This window comes from Flavobacterium cellulosilyticum (genome assembly GCF_004349355.1).
Classification (GTDB): domain Bacteria; phylum Bacteroidota; class Bacteroidia; order Flavobacteriales; family Flavobacteriaceae; genus Flavobacterium; species Flavobacterium cellulosilyticum.
Window position 1 is genome coordinate 72,225 of the sequence record NZ_SMFK01000001.1, and the last position, 21,946, is coordinate 94,170.

Below are 21,946 nucleotides of genomic sequence, written 5' to 3' on the forward strand. Positions count from 1 at the left end.
AGTATGTTATTCAAATTAATATTATATTTTTGTAAAAGAACCTTAGAAATTAAAATATATATATCTATGAAAATATTAGTTTGCATAAGTCATGTTCCAGATACTACTTCAAAAATTAATTTTAGCGATAATGACTCTCAATTTGATTCCAATGGAGTTCAATTTGTTATAAATCCAAATGATGAATTTGGTCTCACACGTGCAATTTGGTTTCAAGAACAACAAGCAGCTACAGTAACTGTTGCCAATGTTGGAGGTCCAGAAACGGAACCAACTTTAAGAAAAGCTTTGGCGATTGGTGCCAATGATGCTATTCGAATAAATGCAAATCCTACCGATAGTTTTTTTGTAGCAAAACAACTTGCTGAAGTCATAAAAAATGGTGGGTACGATTTAGTAATCGCTGGAAAAGAATCATTAGATTATAATGGAGGTATGGTACCCGGAATGATTGCTGGTATTTTAGGATATAACTTTTTAAATTCTTGCACAAACATTGTTGTAGACGGAACTACTGTAAAAGCAATTCGAGAAATCGATGGCGGAAAAGAATCTGTTTCTACCACTTTACCCCTCATTATAGGTGGACAAAAAGGAATAGTTGAAGAAAAAGATCTTAAAATCCCAAATATGAGAGGTATTATGACAGCTAGATCAAAACCATTAACAGTTGTTGAACCAGTTGACGTTTCAATAAATACTAAATCGGTGAAATTTGAAAAACCTGCACCAAAATCAGCAGTAAAATTAGTTGCACCAGATAATCTTGACGAATTAATTAATTTACTACACAACGAAGCGAAGGTTATTTAAGATTGTAGAATTTAGATTGCAGATTGCAGATTGCAGTGTGAAAATCTATAATACATCTTAATTCAAAAATCTTTAATCTTTAATTGAAAATAATATAAATCAAGTTTTTAGTTTTCAGATTCTGAAATCTGTAATCTAAATTCTGCAATCTACAACCACACTATGTCTATATTAATATACGCAGAATCAGCAGAAGGAAAATTTAAAAAAGTAGCTTTTGAATTGGCTTCTTATGCAAAAAAAGTAGCTGAATCAATAGGTACAACCGTTACAGCCGTAACAATTAATACCAATGATGTTTCGGAATTGTCAAAATACGGTGTAGATAAAGTTTTGAAAGTAACAAACGAAAAACTTTCTGGTTTTTCCGCTAAAGCTTATGCTGATGTAATCAAACAAGCTGCTCAAAAAGAAAGTTCAAAAATTATTTTGTTATCATCAACAACAGATAGTATTTATCTTTCGCCACTTGTTGCCGTTTCCTTAGAAGCGGGTTTCGCATCGAATGTAGTGGGATTACCAACAAGTAATTCGCCATTTCAAGTAAGAAGAAATGCCTTTTCAAACAAAGCATTTAACATCACCGAGATAGAAACAGATATAAAAGTTCTTGGTTTAGCTAAAAACTCTTATGGTATTTTTGAAAATGCATCCACTTTAACAGAAGAAGAATTTAATCCTACAATTGGTGAAAATGATTTTGGCATAAAGGTAGAGTCTGTAGAAAAAGGATCTGGAAAAGTATCTATTGCAGATGCTGACATAGTAGTTTCAGGAGGTAGAGGATTAAAAGGCCCCGAAAATTGGGCAATGATAGAAGAATTAGCATCCGTTCTTGGAGCTGCAACAGCTTGTTCAAAACCCGTTTCAGATTTAGATTGGCGGCCTCACTCAGAACACGTAGGACAAACTGGAAAACCTGTAGCGGCCAACTTGTATATTGCAATTGGGATTTCAGGAGCCATTCAACATATTGCTGGCATCAACTCCTCTAAAGTAAAACTAGTTATAAATATAGACCCCGAAGCTCCTTTCTTCAAAGTAGCAGATTATGGTGTGGTCGGCGATGCATTTGACGTTGTCCCTCGATTAATTGAAAAGCTAAAAGCTTTTAAAGCATCCCAATCGTAAATTTTAAAATACTCTTCAATAAATAATGCTGCCTAGAAATAAGATAATTGTATCTTTGCTTTAGGTAGCTTTTTTGTTTCCATTTTTTTACTTAAAATTGCACTCCCAAATTCAAAAAAGTTACAATCAAAAACAAAGCAATAAATGCTTTACATATAAAAAAAATGAGCTTAGTTAAATTATCAATAAAAGGAATATCTTATAGCCAAACTCAAAACGGAGCTTATGCTTTGATTTTAAATGAAGTTGATGGAGACAGAAAGTTACCAATAGTTATTGGTGCTTTTGAGGCTCAATCTATTGCAATTGCTCTTGAAAAAGAAATTAGACCTCCACGTCCTTTGACTCACGATTTGTTCAAAAATTTTGCAGATCGATTTGACATCGTGGTAAAACAAGTAATTATTCACAAGTTAGTTGACGGTGTTTTCTATTCAAGTATTATTTGTGAAAGAGACAAAATAGAAGAAATTATAGATGCCAGAACTTCCGATGCTATTGCATTAGCATTGCGATTTAACGCTCCGATTTTTACTTACAAAAATATTTTGGACAAAGCCGGAATTTATTTGAAAGCTAATCCACTAGAAACTGATAAAGAATCTCAAGAAATAGATGATGTCCTTTCAAATCCAGAAACTTTTGGACTGGAAGAAGAAAGCAATCAATCAGGTGAAACTTATACCAAACATAGTTTGCAAGAACTGAACGACCTTCTTGATCAGGCTGTTGAGCACGAAGATTATGAAAAAGCAGCTAAAATCAGGGATGAGATTTCAAAAAGACAATAAAAAGTAGTGTTCAGTATTCAGAACGCAGTATTCAGAAATAAGTAATTACAAAATTGTTTAATCGGTTAACCCCTTCAAACAATTAATCGATTAAACCAAAAATGAAACAATATTTAGATTTAGTTCAGCACGTTTTAGATAACGGAAACCAAAAAGGAGATAGAACAGGAACAGGAACAAAAAGTGTGTTTGGTTATCAAATGCGTTTTGATTTAAATGAAGGTTTCCCAATGGTAACTACTAAGAAGTTACATTTAAAATCGATTATTTATGAATTACTTTGGTTCTTAAAAGGAGACACAAACATTGGATATCTTCAAGAAAACGGCATTAAAATATGGGATGCTTGGGCTGATGAAAATGGAGATTTAGGTCCAGTTTATGGTCGTCAATGGCGAAATTGGAACAACGAAGAAATTGATCAAATCGAAGATCTTATCAATGAATTAAAAACCAATCCAAACAGCAGGAGAATGCTTGTTTCGGCATGGAACCCTTCTGTATTACCTGACAATTCGAAAACATTTTCAGAAAACGTAGCGAACAATAAAGCGGCATTGCCTCCATGTCACGCATTCTTCCAATTTTATGTTTCAGACGGAAAGTTATCCTGCCAATTGTACCAACGAAGTGCTGATATTTTTCTTGGAGTTCCATTTAACATTGCTTCTTATGCTTTATTCACTATGATGATTGCTCAAGTATGCGATTTAGGGGTAGGTGAATTTATTCATACTTTTGGAGATGCTCACATTTATAACAATCATATTGAACAAGTTGAATTACAATTATCACGTGAACCAAAATCTTTACCAAAAATGATTTTAAATCCGGAAATCAAAAATATTTTCGACTTTACTTTTGAAGATTTTACTCTAGAAGGATATGAACCACACGCTTTGATTAAAGGTAGTGTTGCTGTTTAATTAGAATTAGTTATTACCTATTTATATTCATTCAACTTAATTATTTAAATAAAATATGCCCACATCACCTGTTTCAGAATGTTTGTATTGTCAAGACAACGAAACATTATACAATTTAATGATTAAAATATGTGATTTAGAAGTATCACAACTCTTCTTATTTAAGGAGCAGTCTTATACCGGTCGCTGCAATGTAGTATATAAAGACCACGGGGTGGATCTTCACAAATTGAGCGATGACCAACGCAATGCTTTTATGCGTGATGTTGCAAAAACGGCCAAAGCAATTGACGCAGCATTCAACCCAACTAAAATAAACTATGGCGCTTATTCGGACACCTTGTCGCATTTACACATGCATATAGTACCAAAATACAAGGATGGCTATGCTTTTGGAGGTGTTTTCGAAATGAATCCACAAAAAACTTTCTTATCCGAAACAGAATACGAAGCAACAATAGCTAAAATCAAAGCAGACTTATAAGTAAATCACCTGCTTTATATAAAATTAAAAATCCGCTTTTCAGCGGATTTTTTTATATTTTTTTAAACTTCTAGAACACCATTTTCAGTGCCCGCAAATTCGTTCCATTTAAAAGTATCCGCTTCAGAGTCGTTTATGAAATTGCCGTCAATTACATACTTAAATTCATAAGAAGCATCTTTTGGCAATTCAAAAACGCCTTTGAATGTACCATTTTTTAATTTTGACAATTCACCTTCAGCAGGATTCCAATTATTGAAATCTCCAACAACCGAAGCTGTGATCGCTTCTTTAGCCTCCACTGAAAATGTAACTTTACAAACTGGTTTCGTTTTTATAAATTGTTTCTTTATTGACATAACTATTTCATTTTTAGATTTATGATGCAAAGTAAATGAATTCTGTTCTAATATGAGTTAAACCAAATAAGAATTAGGAGTTTCGTTGAAAATATATTTTTTTTTAACGCAATTCATAATTATTGCTCCATTTATTTAGTATAAAGTAAATAAAAAATCATTTTTTTATAAAATAATCTTGCGTCAAAACTAGAAGGATTCAAAATATATTTTACCTTTATCTCCTTAATTTTAACAAATGGAAAAAGAACAACACGAACTTTATGAATATGCCCGAAAAAGACTAAATCAAAAAAAAAGACTTTATTTTCATTTTGTTTTATTAATACTTGGAAGTATATTTTTATTTCTTGCCAATCATTTTTTGGTTTTTGGCTATACATATAATTGGTCCATTTGGGTAATAACAATATGGGCTTTCTTATTTATACTTCATTTTATAAAAATATTCATAACTGATCGCTTTATGAATAAAAATTGGGAAAGAGAACAAATTAGTAGACTAGTTGCGTTACAACAAAAAAAGATTACTGAATTTCAAGTTCAAATAGAAGAAGAAGAAGAAGAAGAAATATCTACTAATAAACCGCAATAGAAAATGATAATTATAATTGCAGCTGTAGCCGAAAATAGTGCATTGGGAAAAAACAATACTTTGCTTTGGCACTTACCTAAAGACTTCAAACGATTTAAAGAAATCACTTCTGGACATCATATAATAATGGGTAGAAAAACTTTTGAAAGTTTCCCAAAACCATTACCTAATAGAACCCACGTAATTATTACTCGTCAAAAAGGATATCAAGCTAAAGGTTGTATTGTGGTTCCAGATATCAAAAGCGCCATCGCAGTTTGCCCTAAAAATGAAGATCTATACATTATAGGTGGCGGTGAGATTTACACACAATCTATTGGATTATCTGATAAACTTGACATTACACTTGTCCACAAATCATTTGATGCTGAAGTATTTTTCCCTGAAATAGACCTCGAAATATGGGAATTAACTTCCGAAATATTTAATTCAAAAGACGAAAAACATCTTTATGATTACACTTTTCAAACCTTTATTCGAAAAAAATAAAATTCATAATCCAAAAATCTAGTTTACCTTTGCTTAAAATTTTAAAAATGCCAAAAAACATAACACCCTATAAGGATTCAACTTTAAGCAAAAAGGAACAAGTAGCGTCTATGTTTGACACTATTTCTGGAAATTATGACAATCTTAATCGAGTAATTTCTTTTGGAATTGATGTGAAATGGCGCAAAAAAGTCCTTCAAATTGTTTCAAAATCAAACCCTAACACAATTTTAGACATTGCAACAGGAACAGGTGATCTAGCCATTTTGTTAGCAGAAACAAAAGCTGAAAAAATTATTGGTTTAGACATTTCTGCTGGAATGTTAGAAGTAGGAAAGAAAAAAATTGAAGAAAAAAAATTATCAAATACTATTGAAATGGTTTTGGCCGATTCTGAAAACATGTCTTTCGAAGATAATTATTTCGATGCCATAACTGTAGCTTTTGGTGTTAGAAATTTCGAAAACTTAGAAAAAGGATTATCAGAAATTTTGAGAGTTTTAAAACCAAATGGAATATTTGTCATACTTGAAACTTCGGTCCCTGAAAAAACACCTTACAAACAGGGCTATACATTTTACAGTAAAAACATTTTACCAATTATAGGAAAATTATTTTCTAAAGACAATGTTGCATACGGTTATTTATCAGAATCTGCTGCAGCATTTCCTTATGGTGAAGCTCTGAACAATATTTTGAAAAAAATTGGGTTTATAGATGTAGTTGCATTACCTCAAACATTTGGTGTAGCAACAATTTATTCAGCATCCAAAACATAATATGAAAAAATTAGTTGTCTTCTTTTTATTTATAATATCCATAAAAGGACATTCCCAGAATTCTTACGGAATGTTTAGCAAGGATCCCATTATTAATTTAGAAAATTTTCAAAAACAAAAATTGTATTTTGGCTTTTTTCTTGGCTTTAACTCCTACGATTATAAAATAGATTATAAAACTGTAAGTCAAGATATACTAATACAAAAAACTACAGGTTTTAATGTGGGACTTGTGGCTGATTTAAGACTTCAAGAATATATCAATCTCCGTTTTGAACCTGGTTTATATTACACCCAAAGGAACTTTCATTATCCTACAAGCTATTTCCCTACAACCCCTACTGAATCTAACAAACTCAGAGAAGTAAATGGCACCAATCTCCATTTTCCATTATTGTTAAAGTTTTCTTCACTTAGAACGGGCAATATTAGGCCCTATTTATTGGGTGGAGTTTCGGCAACATTAAATTTAGCTAGTAATTCAAAGTCATTAGATGATAATTATGAAAACATTTTTAGAGTTAAGCGTTGGACAAATAATTATGAATTGGGCTTAGGAATAGATGTTTTCTCCGAATATTTTATATTTTCACCTTCGATAAGAGGAGTATTTGGATTGAAAGATGAATTAATACGGGATAATAACCCTGACAGTCCTTGGACTGGAAATATTGAATCTATTAAAACTAGAGCCATTTTTATTAATTTTACTTTTCACTAAAAAAAAGTGGTCAATGTTCAATGACAGATTGCATAGTATGTGCTAAAAACCGAACACAACAACAGAATACTGAAAACTAAAAATTTACCCTCGACGAAACTCACTTAAAATAATTGCTGTTGCAGTTGCCACATTCAGACTTTCTGTTTTTTGAATACTTCCAAAACGAGGTATTGTAAGTTTATTATTTATTAATTTTTCAAGATTCGGCGAAATTCCATTGGCTTCATTTCCCATAATAATAATTCCTTCTTGAGGTAAAACACTTTTATAAATGTTTTTTCCGTCCATAAAAGTACCAAAAACTGTTAATTTAGTTTGACTCACAAACGACTCTAAATCAATATAATTTACATTAACCCTGGCAATAGACCCCATAGTAGCTTGAACCACCTTTGGATTGTAAATATCTACGGCATCTTTGGAACAAATTAATTGATCAATTCCAAACCAGTCACACAAGCGCAAAATAGTGCCTAAATTTCCTGGATCACGAATAGAATCAAGTGCTAGTATTAAACCAGATTCTACTATTTTTTTTTCAGTTGGGATTTTAAAAATGGCCAAACAGGTATTGGAAGTTGCCAGAGCGCTTATTTTTTTTAATTCACTTTCTAGAATAATCAATCTTTTCTCTTTCGAAACATCTCCAAAATCATCTAAAACTGTATATAATTGAACCAATTCAAAGTTTGATTCTAATAATTCTTGGATTACTTTGATGCCTTCGGCAAAAAACAATTGATTTGCAAATCGAAACTTTTTTTGCTGCAAACTCGTTATAAGTTTTATTTGGTTTTTACTAAGCATAAAATAATGTACTTTTGAATTAAATATTTCCAAAGACTTGAAAAAGATTAGCACAAAAATAGCAACATTTATTCTAATTGGGATAATTATCTCGGCATGTAATACCGTGAGGCGAGTTCCAGATGGCAAACAACTTCTTACCAAAAACGAAATTTTAGAAAATGGCAAGAAAATAAACAAAGAAGAAGTTGAACTGCAATTGTATCAAAAACCAAACAGTTCAATTTTAGGCTATCGATTGCGATTGAATTTATTTAACATTGCTAATCCAAATCCAGATTCAACTTATAAAGCAAAATTCAAAAACCATCCTGGAAAATACGAAAGAAAATCGAAGTGGCTTTCTGCAAAACAAGTGGATCGCCTTGGAAAATCCTTTTGGTACCATGGCATTCATGATTTCTTAAAAAAAACTGGAGAACCTCCAGTAATAATTGACACTTTAAGAACTAAAAAATCTATTGCAAGATTAAAATATTTCTATTTTAACAACGGTTTTTTTGGCGTGAAAGCAAACTACAAATTAGATAGTTTAAAGCCTAAAAAAGCTAAAATAAAATACACGATAACTACGGGAGTCCCCTATTTTATAGATTCTTTAAAAACTTCAATTCATACAAAAGTATTGGACTCCATGTATCAGTCAAAAATAGCTTCCAGTTATATTAAATCGGGTAATATATACAAAACAGAAGATTTCAATAAAGAAAAGGACAGGATTAACACTTATTTTAGAAATAATGGAATATATAATTTCCAACCTAATTATATAACCTATGATTTAGACACCCTAAACAGCAATAACAAAATAAATGTAAATTTAAACATAAACGATTATTCCTTTCAAGATAATGACACCACAAAAACAGAACCTTTCAAGATCTATAAAATAAGTGATGTAAACATTTATACCGATTATTCGGCTGTCAATAATAGTGAAATATTTACCGACAGTACTACCTACAATAATTTCCATTTGTATAGCCATACAAAATTAAAATACAAACCAAAGTCCATTACAGATGCAGTTTTTATAACAAAAGGCAGTTTATTTGCAGATTCTAGGACTGTGTTAACAACACGATATTTAAATAATCTTAAGATTTTCAATTACCCAACTATTTTATATGAAGTAGATAAAAGAGACTCTACTGCTCAATCCTTAATTGCTAAAGTATATTTATCCCCTAGAAAAAAATATAGTGTAGGTGCTTCTTTTGATGTAACACATTCAAACATTCAAGATATTGGTATTGCAGCAAGTATTACTGAAACTATTCGAAATGTTTTCAATGGTGCCGAAACATTAGAAATTTCAGCTCGAGGAAATATTGGTGCTTCAAAAGATTTAGCAAATCCACAAAATAATTTTTTCAATGTATCTGAGTATGGGCTTGATTTGAAACTGAATATTCCTAGAATATGGTTTCCTTTTACCACAGAAAAAATCATTCCTAAAAGTATGATTCCATCGACACTACTCTCAGCTGGTATTGCTACCCAAAAAAATATTGGCCTCGATAAGCAAAATTTCACAGGATCATTATCTTATAATTGGAATCCAAAAAAGAATACTACAGCTCGTTTTGATTTCCTAAACATTCAATATGTAAGAAACTTAAATCCAAAGAATTATTTTAATGTATATGCTTCATCCTATAATGCATTAAATAATATTGCAAAAGTTTACAACACCGATCTATCTTATGTTGATAAAGACACTGGGGATTTGATAATTGAAAATGGAACAAATGGATTCATTAATGATGTTTTAACAGGAAAAACGACATTAACATCATCTAATAAAGATTTCACTTCGGTAAATAGCATTGAAGAACGAAGAGTACGTCTGTCCGAAAATGATTTTATATTAGCTTCAAGTTTTACTTTTTCGAAAACAACTAAAACTGACCTTCTAGACAATTCATTTTATCTTTTTAAGACAAAAATCGAATCGGCAGGCTCCCTTTTAACTTTATTTGCAAATGCAGCAAGTTTACAAAAAAGCCAAGATGGTAATTATAAAATTTTCAACTTAGAATATTCAGAATATATAAAAACTGAATTCGATTATATTAAATATTGGGATTTAACCAAAGAAAAAGTAGTAGCAGTAAGAACATTTTTTGGGATTGCAATTCCATACGGAAATTCTAACAACATTCCATTTTCCAGGAGTTATTTTGCTGGCGGATCAAATGACAATAGAGCTTGGCAACCTTATCAATTAGGACCTGGTAGTAGCGGTGCTATTAATGATTTTAATGAAGCAAATATGAAAATTGCATTAAGCGCCGAGTTTCGATTTAAAATTTTTGGAAACCTAAAAGGGGCTCTTTTTGCTGATGCTGGAAACATTTGGAATGTATTGGACAACGTAACTGACGAAAAATCTACATTCAAAAATTTAAGCAATTTAAAAGAAATTGCTTTAGGTTCGGGTTTTGGATTACGATATGACCTTAATTTTTTTGTTATCCGTTTTGATTTGGGTTTTAAAACATACAATCCTGCCAATGAAATTGGTAAACGATGGTTTAACGAATACGTTTTCGCAAAATCTGTGTTAAATTTTGGTATTAATTATCCGTTCTAAGTGCTAATTAATTCTTATTTTTGTATTCTTAAATAATATTTCAAACAATAATTTAAAAAAAAGTACAATGGCACATAATATCAAACCAGGAGTAGCTACTGGAGATCAAGTTCAAGAAATTTTCAATTATGCCAAAGAAAAAGGGTTTGCTCTTCCTGCAGTAAACGTTATTGGTTCCAACACTATAAATGGAGTTCTTGAAACAGCAGCAAAATTAAATGCACCTGTTATTATTCAATTTTCAAATGGTGGAGCGCAATTTAATGCTGGAAAAGGTCTTTCTAATTCAGGTGAAAAAGCGGCTATCGCTGGTGGAATTGCTGGAGCTAAACACATCCATACTTTAGCTGAAGCTTATGGAGCTACTGTGATTTTACATACTGACCACTGTGCAAAAAAACTTTTACCTTGGATAGATGGATTACTTGATGCTTCAGAAGTTCATTTTGCTGCAACTGGAAAACCATTATTTTCTTCTCATATGATTGATTTATCAGAAGAACCAATCGAAGAAAATATCGAAATTTGTAAAGGATATTTAGCTAGAATGAGCAAAATGGGAATGACATTAGAAATCGAACTTGGAATTACAGGTGGTGAAGAAGATGGTGTTGACAACTCTGATGTAGACAGTTCAAAATTATACACTCAACCGTCAGAAGTATCTTATGCTTATGAGGAATTATTAAAAGTAAGCCCTAGATTTACAATTGCAGCTTCATTTGGAAATGTACATGGCGTTTACAAACCAGGAAATGTAAAATTGACTCCAAAAATCTTGAAAAATTCTCAAGATTTTGTTCAAGAAAAATTCAAAACAGGACCAAACCCAGTAGATTTCGTTTTCCACGGAGGATCTGGTTCTACTTTAGAAGAAATTAGAGAAGGTATTAGCTATGGTGTTGTAAAAATGAATATTGATACTGACTTACAATTCGCATTTGCAGAAGGTATTCGTGACTTTATGGTTGACAATATTGATTATTTAAAAACTCAAATTGGAAATCCTACTGGTGACGATGCTCCTAACAAAAAATACTACGATCCAAGAAAATGGTTACGTGAAGGTGAAGTAACTTTCATTGCAAGACTAGAGCAAGCATTTGCCGATTTAAATAACGTGAACACTCTATAAATTATGAATTATGAGTTATGAATTATGAGATTTTCTTGTAATTTATAACTCATAACTTTTAACTCATAACTCTACTAATATGGCTTGGTTTAAAAGAACAGCAAAAGGAATTACCACAGCGACTGAAGACAAAATGGATGTTCCAAAAGGTCTTTGGTACAAATCACCAACTGGAAAAGTTATAGATGCAGAGGAACTTGCTCGCAATTTATATGTAAGTCCTGAAGATGATTTTCACGTAAGAATAGGAAGTAAAGAATATTTCGAAATATTATTCGACAATAATGAATTCATAGAATTAGATGCCAATATTACCTCTAAAGACACTTTGAATTTTGTTGATACAAAAAAATATTCCGATCGTCTGAAAGACACGATGGCCAAAACCAACTTAAAAGACGCAGTACGAACTGGAGTTGGGAAATCTAAAGGAAAAGACTTAGTCGTTTGCTGTATGGATTTTGCTTTTATTGGAGGCTCTATGGGAGCAGTTGTTGGTGAAAAAATAGCTCGTGGAATCGACTATTCCATTAAAAACAAAATTCCATTTGTGATGATTTCAAAATCAGGTGGAGCTAGAATGATGGAAGCAGCATATTCATTGATGCAATTAGCCAAAACATCTGTAAAATTAGCACAATTAGCTGAAGCTAAAATTCCATATATCTCTTTATGTACAGATCCAACAACTGGTGGAACTACCGCTTCTTATGCAATGCTTGGCGACATAAACATTTCTGAACCAGGTGCATTAATTGGTTTTGCCGGACCAAGAGTTGTAAAAGACACTACCGGTAAAGATTTGCCAGAAGGGTTTCAAACTGCTGAATTTGTACTTGAACATGGCTTTCTAGATTTTATTACACAACGAAAAGATTTGAAGAGCAAGATAAACTTGTACATCGATTTAATAGAAAATATAGATATTAGATAATTTAAGATCCCGATTAATTCGGGATTTTTTTTGAAATATAAGTCTTCAATATATTTTTAATTAAAAAACCACAAAATAAAAATAGACAAAAATAGTATCTTTGCATTTTTATTTTAAGCACCATTATGTCAAAACCATCACTAAAAGAAACAGGATTAGAATTTGCTTTAATTTTATTTTTACTGTTTTTAATGGCTTCTATTATTAGTTATTTTAAGTCCTATCATTATTTTTTGGGAATCTTATTATTATTACTAATTACTAAGTCGTTACTCCGTTCCTACAAAAAAGTTGGGATTAACAAATCCGTATTCTGGCTTTCTGTGTTTGGTGTTTTTTTTACAGCAATTACAGGCTTGTTAGTGGAGAAATGGGGTACTTACAATGGATTTTGGATTTATCTTGATATACCAAAAGACATTGAAATTCCTTTTTGGGTTCCATTTGCATGGGGATTGGCTTATAAAGCACTTTATCGAGTAGAACGCATTTTGATTCAATATTTCTCATCTCCAATAAAAAAATGGGTTTTTTGTGTCATGCTACCTGCCTTAGTTCTTCCTGTAATCGGAGAAATATTTGTTATTTATTTTGGCACTTGGAATTATACTTGGCAACCTCAATATTTTGGAATGCCGCCAATAGCTATAGTTTTATTATGCCTTTTCCATGTAGGGATCGTAATCACTATGTGCAAAATTTGTCAAAAATTTTCAATTATTGATCCCGTATATAGCAAATTGGTTTCCATTAAATAACTAAATGATTGATATTGAATTTAAAAATAGACTAGATTCAATTAATTAAGTCAAGTAGATTTTTTTCTATTCAATTTTGGAATTTATTTGCATATTTTATTTTTTGGTCAAAAAAACAATCAAAACATTCTCAATCCTAACATTTAACATATGAAATGTGAAATAATTGTAAAATTTTCACTAAAATTGGCCTATGATTTAAAAACGTTTCGTTTTCTTTAAATTATTAAACCCAAATTTATAATATGTCAAAATACTCTTCTCCAAATAATGCAGAATTTCTAGGACATCCTAAAGCACTTTTCATTCTATTTTTTACCGAAATGTGGGAACGTTTTTCATTTTATGGAATGAAAGCTTTGCTCATATTCTACCTTACAAAATATTATTTATTTTCCGATGAATCAGGTAATTTACTGATTGGAAGTTATGCCGCTTTGGTCTATGCCATGCCAGTAGTTGGAGGTTTTATTGCTGACAAGTATTTAGGCTTTCGTAAAGCTATCGTTTTTGGAGGAATCATGCTTGTTTTAGGACATCTCGGTATGGCATACGAAGGCAATGGCGCAACAAAATCATTAACGGGTGAAATCATTAGAGATGATGCCGCACTTCAAGTATTTTATTTATCCCTAGCTTTTATTGTTGTGGGTGTTGGTTTTTTAAAAGCCAATATTTCTTCCTTAGTTGGTGAGCTATATGAAGTGGGTGATAGGAGGAAAGATTCTGGTTTTACCATTTTCTATATGGGAATCAATTTAGGTTCTTTTTTAGCAACCATTGTTTGCGTTTGGCTTGGAGAAACCTATGGTTGGAGTTATGGTTTTGCAGCTGCTGGAATAGGGATGCTTTTTGGGCTAATCACATTTATTTCTGGCAGAAAATTACTCATGGGTAAAGGGGAATCTAAAGTTCCAGAATATCTAGAGCAACGAAGCTTTGGAATAAAAAACGAATATCTTATTTATACAGGTAGTGTGCTTTCAGCAATTTTAGTTTGGCAAATGGTACAAAGCCATAGTGTTGTTCAAGGCTTGCTAATTGGAGCAGGTGCTCTTTCTTTTTTTTACATCATTTATTATGCCCTTACCAAGTTAGATAAAGTAGCCAAAGAACGATTATTGGCACTTACAATCTTAATTATCTTCACAGTAGTTTTTTGGGCTTTATTCGAACAAGCCTACACTTCTTTAAACTTATTTGCTGATAGAATATTAGATCGAGGCGGTATTCCAGCTGGAAATTTTTTAAGTTTAAATGCCTTATTCATTATTATTCTTGCCCCTGTTTTTGCCTGGTTATGGATAAAATTAGGGAAATACAATCCCAATACTGCAGTTAAATTCTCTTTTGCATTAATGCTTGTTGGACTTGGATTTGGTTCATTGGTATTCGGAATTGGAATTTCTGGCGCTGGAAAAGTGGGTATGATATGGTTAATACTAACTTACTTCCTACATACTTGTGCTGAGCTGTGTTTATCACCTGTAGGTTTATCCGCTGTTACTAAATTATCACCAGTAAAAATTGTTGGGTTCATGATGGGCGTTTGGTTTTTAGCCACTGCAAGTTCTGAATTTATCGCATCAATATTAGCCAATATCGCTTCTGTAGACACTTCAAACGAAACCGGAATTGATCTTGGATTAGCTAAACAAAGTTACTTAATGCTTTTTGAATATTTATTTTATACAGGTATCGGTTTTGGAGTACTGCTTTTGTTACTTTCAAAATTCATCAATAAATTAATGCACGGAGTCGACAAAGAATTAAATAATTAATACAATGAATCAAAACACTACAGACCAATTTTTCAAAAATCCAGTTTTAGGACATCCCGCAGGATTATTCGTTTTATTTTTTACAGAAATGTGGGAACGTTTTTCCTTTTACGGCATGCGATCCTTACTTATATTATTCTTAACCACAGCTACTATTAATGGAGGATGGGAGTGGTCACGTGAAAATGCTTCGGCACTATTTGGTTCTTACGTAGGTCTAGTTTATTTGTCTACAATGTTAGGAGGTTATTTTGCCGATAAAATCATCGGTTTTAGATGGGCAGTTGTTCTTGGCGCTAGTCTCATGACTTTAGGACATGCATCGATGGCACTTGAAAGTGAATTTTCAATTTATCTAGGATTGGTTTTATTAGTGTTTGGAAACGGATTTTTCAAACCCAACATGACTTCCATCATTTCTGAAATGTATAAAGATCGTCCGGAGAAGAAAGATGGAGCCTATACTTTATTTTATATGGGAGTAAATGCAGGTGCTTTTTTCGGAATTTTACTTTGTGGTTATTTGGGCGAAAAAGTGGGTTGGAGTTATGGCTTTGGTCTTGCTGGAATTTTCATGTTCTTTGGAATGTTACAATTTTGGCTGTCTCAAAATATTTTTGGCGATATCGGATTAAAACCTAACAAAGAGAGTGTGGCTAAAGCACAAGCTATGGATACCGACAAAAGAAATCCATTTACACCAATTCAATTGGTTGTTATTGCCGTTACTTCTGTTTTAGGATTGCTTTGGATTTTAAATGATCCTGCTTCAAAAATTTCAGGAGGAAAAATAAATGTTTTTGGTTTTCTAGGAGAAAATGGAAATACAATTGCCATTGTTACCGCACTTCTTTTATTTCTAATTTTACTAGCTTACCGTTTTACACAATATTCTCAAATTACAAAGGAAAAATTAATGGCCGTTACTTTTTTTGCCTTTCTTACCATTTTCTTTTGGGCCATTTTTGAGCAATCTCCTAACAGTTTAACCATTTTTGCAAGTGACTATACTAATAGAGTGTTAGAAGGCAACTGGAGTGTTACCTTTTTAATTATAAACTCCTTAATTACAATCTTACCTCTTGCTATTATTACTTGGGTATTGTCATTATTATTCAAACAAACTTTTAAAGATTATGCTGTTGCCAATTTGATTTTGAGTACCAGTTTTGTAATTATTTGGATTATCGCATTATGGATGTTAGCAAAGGATTATTATACTGCAGGTTTCTTGTCTTTGTCAGATGAAACCTTGTCAATTTTAAAGATAGAAAAGGTGACCGAGTCACTGACTGAAGTACCGGCCACTTGGTTTTCTACACTAAATTCATTATTTATTATCACATTAGCGCCTTTATTTTCGAAATGGTGGGAAAGCAAATACAATCCTTCTGCCAATTTAAAATACGGTATCGGAATGACATTACTAGGAATTGGAATGGCATTTGTAGCTTTTGGTGCAAACGGAATCGAGCCTGGAGCAAAAACAGCTTCCGTAAGCATGATTTGGCTGATTTTAGTGTATTTGTTTTATACTATGGCAGAACTATGTATTTCACCAGTTGGTTTGTCTTATGTAAGTAAATTAGTTCCCGCAAGAATGATTGCTTTTATGTTTGGTGTTTGGTATCTTGCGGTAGCTATTGGAATGAAAGGAGCAGGAATGTTTGGCGAGAACATTGATAAAATTGCCAACGAACATGGCTTGAGTTATTTCTTTTGGATTTTGACAATAATTTCAATTGTTATGGCTGTATTTTCTATAATTATGTCACCGATTATCAAAAAATTAATGCATGGTGTAAGATAACCGACATTATTTGGTATTATTTTTGTATAAATTTGTAACAAATAAAAAAGTTTATGAAAAGAGTATTAATAATAACACTAATCCTAAGTTCATTTGTATTTCGAGCTCAAGGATCAAACGAAAGAGGAAATGAAAAGCAATTAACTTGGGAAACTGATGTCAACAAAGCAATTTCACTTTCAAATAAAACAAATAAACCAATGTTACTGTTTTTTACAGGTAGCGATTGGTGTGGCTGGTGTATCCGTTTGCAAAAAGAAGTTTTACTAACTCCCGAATTCGAAGTTTGGGCTAAGAAAAATGTAATACTTGTGGAATTAGATTACCCAAGAAGAACACCACAATCTGAAGAAATAAAAAATCAAAATGCTGGTATGCAACAAGCATTTTCAATTCAAGGTTTTCCAACAATATGGTTTGCAACTGCAAATATAAAAGAAGGAAAACCTAATTTTACCGGACTTGGAAATACTGGTTATGTTGCAGGAGGACCAAATGCTTGGTTAGCAGTTGCTGATGGAATCATTAAAAAGAAATAACTTTTAATTCAACTTGTAAAATCCCTTTTCATCAGTAGAATGAAAAGGGATTTTTGCTTTTAAACATGAAGCACTCCATAATTTGATATACGTTTTGAAATTGGAAGCATCCGCAATAACTAATTTAGGTTTCGTAGTTGCTATCAAGCGATTGAAATTGATTTTCGGAGATTGAGTTAACATTAGAATATCAGGTCTAGAATTATTGGGATAAACACTTAAACTGTCTAAAATTAAAATTTTGGTTCCATTGAAAAAAAGGAAGTTTTTGAGAGGCTTTCTAGATTTTAAATGGCTAAAGTTACCCATTAAATAAACCGAAATAGGCTTGTTTTGTGAAACTGATTCTAAAAGGGATTTATTAGCAAATAGTGTGACATTTTCTCCATTTCTTTCTGTAATCATGGAACTTCTGTATGCATTGAATATTACTAATTCACTTTGGTTTTCAATAGTTGATTGGGTGAAAAAATAGGCGATTTGAAAACAAAATAAAGCTATCAATGCTAACGCCAATCTATTAAAACTAGGCTTTTTGAACCATATAATTGTTGCAAAAATCAATAAATAAAGATTTAACAACAATTGCCAATTAAAAGGAATTTCTTGAATTATAAATTGTTCAAGTGAAGCAATCGAATTAATGATTTTATTCAAAATAAAGATGCTCCATTCCAATGTTTTGGAGAGAAATAATGGAATGCAATTTAAAGCAGCCAAAACCATTACAAAAATTCCTAAAGCCATTATCAAGCTCAAAAATGGAATAATCACCAAATTAGTCACAAAAAACAATCCCGGAAACTGGTGAAAATAATAAATACTCAATGGCATTACCCCTATTTGTGCTGCAAAAGAAACAGTTAAAATTTCCCAAAAATAATTGACAATTTTATTTTTAGGTGACCAAAGTTGGGCCAATAAAGGTTGTAACCATAGAATAAAAAACAAAGCCAAATAACTCAATTGAAAACCAACTTCGAATAAAAAAGAAGGTTTGAAAAGCAAAATTAGTAATGCGGAAACTAATAGAGTATGATATATATAGGTACTTCTTCTTAAATACATTCCGATTGCCACAAACGAAAACATCGTCACCGACCGCAATACCGATGGTGACATTCCCGATAGTATTGCAAAGGAAAACAAAGAAGATAGAATTACAATTAATTTAATAAACGATCCACGTCGTGTATTAGGAAAAGGTTTCAAAAGAAATGTAATAAAAAGTAAAATAAATCCAATATGCAATCCAGATACCGACAAAATATGAATCGCACCAGCATATTGATAATCCCGAATAATCTCAGGAGAAACATCCTGTTTTTGTCCTAAAATTAAAGCAACAGCTACATCAAGTTCCGGTTTATTGAAATTGTTTTTCTGCAAATTCCGAATGATTCTCGTCCTTAATTTAGCTGTGTAATACCATACATCTTTTGTGAATAATGAACCTACCTTAATATCATTTGCATTGGAATAAATCTGGGAATAAATTTGATTTCTTTCTAAATAATTACCGTAGTTAAATTGGCATGGATTTTTGGGCGCACTATTTTTATGCAAACTAGCATTGATAAGTACATGACGTCCAACTTCTAAAGGAAGATTCACATTGTCTTTTCGAACATTTAAGAGAATTTTACCCGTATAAACCGAATCATCAATTGTATTGACTATAACAATATAACGGTCATTAAATTTTGAATATTTAAGTTTTTCTAGAATAGTGACTGACACTAAATGGGGACTATCAAATATATCTTTGCTATGGATATAATTATTTTTCTGCAAAGATTCAGTATGAATGATTTGCGTGCATAAGCCAATGCCAAGAGCAAGAAAACAAGTTGTTAAACCAAAATAAATAGGGTTTATCATATATTTTTTCGACACTAAAAAAGCGATGATCAAAACACTAAAAGTAAAAAAAAGGAAAGTAAAAACAAACGGAATCTCAGGCTTGAAATAGTAAGCATCTAATATGCCTAATACAAATCCAATTGTTATTCTCGTTAAAGGGAATTGTAAGACTTTCATTGAACTAAAATACAAATTTATTTAGTTCAAAAACAACTAACACTTTTATTACAAAAAGAAATCTATTTTTAAACTATAAAAATTATTTCAAACTGGCGATAATCAATTTAGCTGTTTTTTCGCTTGCGCCAATTCCGCCTAGTTTATCTTCTAAAACTTCATATTTTTTTATAAGCGTCGAACGAAAATTTGGATTTAGGATTTTATGTAATTCCTGACTTAGACGTTTTGAGTTCAAATCATTTTGAATCAATTCAGTCACGACTTCTTCATCCATTATCAAATTAACTAAGGAAATGTATTTAAGGGTAATGATTCGTTTTGCAATCTGATAAGACAACCAGCTACCTTTATAACAAACTACTTCTGGAACTTTGAAAAGTGCTGTTTCGAGGGTTGCTGTCCCTGAAGTTACTATCGCAGCGGTTGCGTTTTGCAATAAATCATAGGTTTTATTAGAAACAAACTTAATATTTTCAGTCGTAATAAAGCTTTCATAAAAAGCAAACTCCTGACTTGGTGCACCAGCAATAACAAATTGATAGTCCGTAAATTCAGCAACTACACTCAACATTACTTCTAGCATTTTGGTGATTTCTTGTTTTCGGCTACCTGGCAATAAGGCAATGATTGGCTTTCCATTCAGTTGGTTTTCATTTCTAAATGCAACCGAATCTTTTTTAGTTCTATTTGCTAAAGCGTCAATCAATGGGTGTCCCACATAAGTAACCTCATAATTATACTTTGCGTAAAAAGGTTTAACAAAAGGCAATACTACATACATGTGATCTATAGTTTCTTTTATCGACTGAACTCTTCCCGCTCTCGACGCCCAAACTTGTGGACTGATATAATAAAAGGTTTTAAATCCCGCAGGTTTTGCCCACTTTGCAATTCGAAGATTAAATCCAGAATTATCAATAAAAACTAATGCGTCTGGTTTAAATGAAGCGATGTCTTTTTTGCAAAATTTTATAAATCCCAAAATAGAAAAAAGGTTTTTTATTATTTCACTAAAGCCCATATAGGCTCTATCTTTATAATGCGAAACTAAATCTGCTCCTGCTTGTTGCATTAAATCACCGCCCCAACACCTTATTTGAGCAGTTTTATCTTGTTTATAGATTTCCTTTATCAAATTGGAACCGTGCAAATCACCCGATGCCTCCCCAGCTATTATATAGTATTTCATTTTTACTTTTTAAACCTATAATTAAACCTAATTTTATGCAAATAAAGTGAGTATTGCTATTACAATAACCGCCAAGACTACGCCACGAGCCATGAATTCTTTATTAAATCTCAATAAAACAGCAAAAGCAACTAGATCAAGTATCGAACCTAAAGTTATTAACTTTCCCAGTTTTCCTTCTGATTTCATCACTTGAATACCAGTAATAAAATTAAAATCTGTAAAAAATGTAATGAAAATAAAAATTCCCAAAATGGAACCTATTATTCCAATTGCAAAACCAATTACTATCTCTTTTTTATTCATATAAACATTTTTTTTTGTCAACGGTCATATTTGGTTTCCCTTTTTACTACTAGGACTTTATCACACAACATAATATTTCATCGGTGTTCGATGATTTTCAATTGTTATAGCAAACTATTTACTTTTTTGTTCATTCCAATTCCAAGTATTAAGTTGTTGAATAGTGTGATGAGCAGTCAAATCGAATTGTACAGGAACCACAGAAATAAAATTATTTGCCAAAGCCCACTCGTCAGTGTCTTCCCCATGATCTTGGTTAATAAATTCACCTGTAAGCCAATAATAATCTCTGCCTTGTGGTGTTTTTCGTTTATCGAATTTTTCAATCCAAAGCGCTTTTGCTTGCCTACAGATTTTTATTCCTCGAATTTCTTCTTCTTTCAATTTAGGAAAGTTCACGTTCAAAACTACATTCTCAGGCAGTCCTTTTGCCAAAACTTCCAAAGTGATTGTTTTAATAAAAGATTTTATTGGTTCAAAATCTGCATTCCAATCATAATCCAATAAAGAGAAACCAATCGCTGGAATGCCCTCGATTCCTGCCTCAACAGCAGCACTCATGGTTCCTGAATAAATTACATTTATTGAGGAATTAGAACCGTGATTAATTCCAGAAACACATAAATCTGGTTTTTTTTTCAATATTTCGTTAACTGCCAACTTAACACAATCAACTGGAGTCCCAGAGCAACTGTACTCTAGAATAGCCTCATTCTCTTTGGATATTTTGTTGATATACAAGGTGTCGTTTATTGTAATAGAATGTCCTGTGGCACTTTGAGGACTATCAGGCGCAACTACTACAACCGTCCCTATTTCTGACATAACGGCAATTAAAGCACGAATTCCAGGAGCCGAAATCCCGTCATCATTAGTTACTAGAATCAAAGGTTTGGAATTTTTCATCGAAATATAATTAAATTAAGGGTTCTTTTTCTCAAAAAAACCATGTTGATT

22 protein-coding genes are annotated in these 21,946 nt (G+C 31.9%); 16 read left to right on the plus strand and 6 right to left on the minus strand.

Annotated features, from left to right (window positions below; translation table 11 throughout):
* The first annotated feature begins 66 nt into the window (after positions 1–66).
* The 5 genes from E0F76_RS00305 to E0F76_RS00325 all read left to right on the plus strand — a co-directional run bounded on the left by E0F76_RS00305 (position 67) and on the right by E0F76_RS00325 (position 4,145).
* Positions 67–813, plus strand: coding sequence for an electron transfer flavoprotein subunit beta/FixA family protein (locus E0F76_RS00305; protein ID WP_132000344.1), 747 nt, complete (start codon positions 67–69; stop codon positions 811–813).
* A gap of 162 nt (positions 814–975) precedes the next feature.
* Positions 976–1,944 carry an electron transfer flavoprotein subunit alpha/FixB family protein gene (locus E0F76_RS00310; RefSeq protein ID WP_132000345.1) on the plus strand — a complete coding sequence of 323 codons (969 nt, stop codon included), beginning with the start codon at positions 976–978 and terminating at the stop codon, positions 1,942–1,944.
* A 164-nt stretch (positions 1,945–2,108) separates the two neighbouring features.
* Positions 2,109–2,735, plus strand: a complete 627-nt coding sequence (locus tag E0F76_RS00315) for a bifunctional nuclease family protein (protein WP_132000346.1) — start codon at positions 2,109–2,111, stop codon at positions 2,733–2,735.
* Positions 2,736–2,836: 101 nt separating this feature from the next.
* On the plus strand, positions 2,837–3,661 hold the full coding sequence (locus E0F76_RS00320) for a thymidylate synthase (protein ID WP_132000347.1): 825 nt from the start codon (positions 2,837–2,839) through the stop codon (positions 3,659–3,661).
* A gap of 55 nt (positions 3,662–3,716) precedes the next feature.
* Positions 3,717–4,145 carry an HIT family protein gene (locus E0F76_RS00325; RefSeq protein WP_132000348.1) on the plus strand — a complete coding sequence of 143 codons (429 nt, stop codon included), beginning with the start codon at positions 3,717–3,719 and terminating at the stop codon, positions 4,143–4,145.
* 62 nt (positions 4,146–4,207) lie between these two features.
* On the opposite strand, the gene E0F76_RS00330 is transcribed toward E0F76_RS00325, so the two are convergent.
* A complete protein-coding gene (locus tag E0F76_RS00330; RefSeq protein ID WP_132000349.1) occupies positions 4,208–4,504 on the minus strand; it encodes an isoamylase early set domain-containing protein in 297 nt (98 codons plus the stop codon).
* A 238-nt stretch (positions 4,505–4,742) separates the two neighbouring features.
* Between E0F76_RS00330 and E0F76_RS00335 the strand changes: the two genes are divergently transcribed.
* Genes E0F76_RS00335 through porT form a run of 4 tightly spaced genes read left to right on the plus strand, consistent with a single transcriptional unit; the run spans position 4,743 to position 7,088 of the window.
* Positions 4,743–5,099: a 2TM domain-containing protein gene (locus E0F76_RS00335; RefSeq protein ID WP_132000350.1), complete on the plus strand. Its 357-nt coding sequence runs from the start codon at positions 4,743–4,745 to the stop codon at positions 5,097–5,099.
* Positions 5,100–5,102: 3 nt separating this feature from the next.
* Positions 5,103–5,588 carry a dihydrofolate reductase gene (locus E0F76_RS00340; protein WP_132000351.1) on the plus strand — a complete coding sequence of 162 codons (486 nt, stop codon included), beginning with the start codon at positions 5,103–5,105 and terminating at the stop codon, positions 5,586–5,588.
* Positions 5,589–5,635: 47 nt separating this feature from the next.
* Entirely contained in the window at positions 5,636–6,367 is a 732-nt protein-coding gene (gene ubiE, locus E0F76_RS00345; protein WP_132000352.1) for a bifunctional demethylmenaquinone methyltransferase/2-methoxy-6-polyprenyl-1,4-benzoquinol methylase UbiE, read from the plus strand.
* A 1-nt stretch (position 6,368) separates the two neighbouring features.
* Positions 6,369–7,088 carry a type IX secretion/gliding motility protein PorT/SprT gene (gene porT, locus E0F76_RS00350; RefSeq protein ID WP_165932611.1) on the plus strand — a complete coding sequence of 240 codons (720 nt, stop codon included), beginning with the start codon at positions 6,369–6,371 and terminating at the stop codon, positions 7,086–7,088.
* A gap of 84 nt (positions 7,089–7,172) precedes the next feature.
* On the opposite strand, the gene E0F76_RS00355 is transcribed toward porT, so the two are convergent.
* On the minus strand, positions 7,173–7,898 hold the full coding sequence (locus E0F76_RS00355; protein WP_132000353.1) for a TrmH family RNA methyltransferase: 726 nt from the start codon (positions 7,896–7,898) through the stop codon (positions 7,173–7,175).
* Positions 7,899–7,935: 37 nt separating this feature from the next.
* Here E0F76_RS00355 and tamL point away from each other — a divergent pair, with 37 nt between their 5' ends.
* The 7 genes from tamL to E0F76_RS00390 all read left to right on the plus strand — a co-directional run bounded on the left by tamL (position 7,936) and on the right by E0F76_RS00390 (position 17,451).
* Positions 7,936–10,494, plus strand: a complete 2,559-nt coding sequence (gene tamL, locus E0F76_RS00360) for a translocation and assembly module lipoprotein TamL (RefSeq protein ID WP_132000354.1) — start codon at positions 7,936–7,938, stop codon at positions 10,492–10,494.
* 67 nt (positions 10,495–10,561) lie between these two features.
* Positions 10,562–11,629 carry a class II fructose-bisphosphate aldolase gene (fbaA, locus tag E0F76_RS00365; RefSeq protein ID WP_132000355.1) on the plus strand — a complete coding sequence of 356 codons (1,068 nt, stop codon included), beginning with the start codon at positions 10,562–10,564 and terminating at the stop codon, positions 11,627–11,629.
* Between the two features lie 79 nt (positions 11,630–11,708).
* On the plus strand, positions 11,709–12,563 hold the full coding sequence (accD, locus tag E0F76_RS00370) for an acetyl-CoA carboxylase, carboxyltransferase subunit beta (protein WP_132000356.1): 855 nt from the start codon (positions 11,709–11,711) through the stop codon (positions 12,561–12,563).
* Positions 12,564–12,688: 125 nt separating this feature from the next.
* Positions 12,689–13,321 (plus strand): hypothetical protein, encoded by a 633-nt coding sequence (locus tag E0F76_RS00375; protein ID WP_132000357.1) that lies wholly within the window; start codon positions 12,689–12,691, stop codon positions 13,319–13,321.
* A gap of 245 nt (positions 13,322–13,566) precedes the next feature.
* A complete protein-coding gene (locus E0F76_RS00380) occupies positions 13,567–15,102 on the plus strand; it encodes a peptide MFS transporter (protein WP_132000358.1) in 1,536 nt (511 codons plus the stop codon).
* 4 nt (positions 15,103–15,106) lie between these two features.
* On the plus strand, positions 15,107–16,912 hold the full coding sequence (locus E0F76_RS00385; RefSeq protein WP_132000359.1) for a peptide MFS transporter: 1,806 nt from the start codon (positions 15,107–15,109) through the stop codon (positions 16,910–16,912).
* Between the two features lie 53 nt (positions 16,913–16,965).
* Entirely contained in the window at positions 16,966–17,451 is a 486-nt protein-coding gene (locus E0F76_RS00390) for a thioredoxin family protein (RefSeq protein WP_132000360.1), read from the plus strand.
* Positions 17,452–17,454: 3 nt separating this feature from the next.
* Here E0F76_RS00390 and E0F76_RS00395 read toward each other — a convergent pair whose 3' ends face one another.
* The 4 genes from E0F76_RS00395 to surE form a co-directional block, all read right to left on the minus strand.
* On the minus strand, positions 17,455–19,491 hold the full coding sequence (locus E0F76_RS00395) for a ComEC/Rec2 family competence protein (RefSeq protein ID WP_132000361.1): 2,037 nt from the start codon (positions 19,489–19,491) through the stop codon (positions 17,455–17,457).
* 82 nt (positions 19,492–19,573) lie between these two features.
* Positions 19,574–20,683 carry a lipid-A-disaccharide synthase gene (gene lpxB / locus E0F76_RS00400; protein WP_132000362.1) on the minus strand — a complete coding sequence of 370 codons (1,110 nt, stop codon included), beginning with the start codon at positions 20,681–20,683 and terminating at the stop codon, positions 19,574–19,576.
* A gap of 33 nt (positions 20,684–20,716) precedes the next feature.
* A complete protein-coding gene (locus E0F76_RS00405) occupies positions 20,717–20,989 on the minus strand; it encodes a hypothetical protein (RefSeq protein WP_132000363.1) in 273 nt (90 codons plus the stop codon).
* Positions 20,990–21,103: 114 nt separating this feature from the next.
* Complete coding sequence (gene surE / locus E0F76_RS00410) at positions 21,104–21,895, minus strand: 5'/3'-nucleotidase SurE (RefSeq protein WP_132000364.1); 792 nt, start codon at positions 21,893–21,895, stop codon at positions 21,104–21,106.
* Positions 21,896–21,946: the final 51 nt, after the last annotated feature.

Excerpts from the sequence above, each read along its gene's own strand:
- E0F76_RS00335 (WP_132000350.1), top strand. The coding sequence starts at position 4,743 with ATGGAAAAAGAACAACACGAACTTTATGAATATGCCCGAAAAAGACTA.
- E0F76_RS00305 (WP_132000344.1), top strand. The coding sequence starts at position 67 with ATGAAAATATTAGTTTGCATAAGTCATGTTCCAGATACTACTTCAAAA.
- E0F76_RS00390 (WP_132000360.1), top strand. The coding sequence starts at position 16,966 with ATGAAAAGAGTATTAATAATAACACTAATCCTAAGTTCATTTGTATTT.
- fbaA (WP_132000355.1), top strand. The coding sequence starts at position 10,562 with ATGGCACATAATATCAAACCAGGAGTAGCTACTGGAGATCAAGTTCAA.
- E0F76_RS00330 (WP_132000349.1), bottom strand. The coding sequence starts at position 4,504 with ATGTCAATAAAGAAACAATTTATAAAAACGAAACCAGTTTGTAAAGTT.
- E0F76_RS00325 (WP_132000348.1), top strand. The coding sequence starts at position 3,717 with ATGCCCACATCACCTGTTTCAGAATGTTTGTATTGTCAAGACAACGAA.
- surE (WP_132000364.1), bottom strand. The coding sequence starts at position 21,895 with ATGAAAAATTCCAAACCTTTGATTCTAGTAACTAATGATGACGGGATT.
- E0F76_RS00320 (WP_132000347.1), top strand. The coding sequence starts at position 2,837 with ATGAAACAATATTTAGATTTAGTTCAGCACGTTTTAGATAACGGAAAC.
- accD (WP_132000356.1), top strand. The coding sequence starts at position 11,709 with ATGGCTTGGTTTAAAAGAACAGCAAAAGGAATTACCACAGCGACTGAA.
- E0F76_RS00355 (WP_132000353.1), bottom strand. The coding sequence starts at position 7,898 with ATGCTTAGTAAAAACCAAATAAAACTTATAACGAGTTTGCAGCAAAAA.
- E0F76_RS00405 (WP_132000363.1), bottom strand. The coding sequence starts at position 20,989 with ATGAATAAAAAAGAGATAGTAATTGGTTTTGCAATTGGAATAATAGGT.
- E0F76_RS00340 (WP_132000351.1), top strand. The coding sequence starts at position 5,103 with ATGATAATTATAATTGCAGCTGTAGCCGAAAATAGTGCATTGGGAAAA.
- E0F76_RS00375 (WP_132000357.1), top strand. The coding sequence starts at position 12,689 with ATGTCAAAACCATCACTAAAAGAAACAGGATTAGAATTTGCTTTAATT.
- E0F76_RS00380 (WP_132000358.1), top strand. The coding sequence starts at position 13,567 with ATGTCAAAATACTCTTCTCCAAATAATGCAGAATTTCTAGGACATCCT.
- lpxB (WP_132000362.1), bottom strand. The coding sequence starts at position 20,683 with ATGAAATACTATATAATAGCTGGGGAGGCATCGGGTGATTTGCACGGT.
- E0F76_RS00310 (WP_132000345.1), top strand. The coding sequence starts at position 976 with ATGTCTATATTAATATACGCAGAATCAGCAGAAGGAAAATTTAAAAAA.
- ubiE (WP_132000352.1), top strand. The coding sequence starts at position 5,636 with ATGCCAAAAAACATAACACCCTATAAGGATTCAACTTTAAGCAAAAAG.
- E0F76_RS00395 (WP_132000361.1), bottom strand. The coding sequence starts at position 19,491 with ATGAAAGTCTTACAATTCCCTTTAACGAGAATAACAATTGGATTTGTA.
- porT (WP_165932611.1), top strand. The coding sequence starts at position 6,369 with ATGAAAAAATTAGTTGTCTTCTTTTTATTTATAATATCCATAAAAGGA.
- E0F76_RS00385 (WP_132000359.1), top strand. The coding sequence starts at position 15,107 with ATGAATCAAAACACTACAGACCAATTTTTCAAAAATCCAGTTTTAGGA.
- E0F76_RS00315 (WP_132000346.1), top strand. The coding sequence starts at position 2,109 with ATGAGCTTAGTTAAATTATCAATAAAAGGAATATCTTATAGCCAAACT.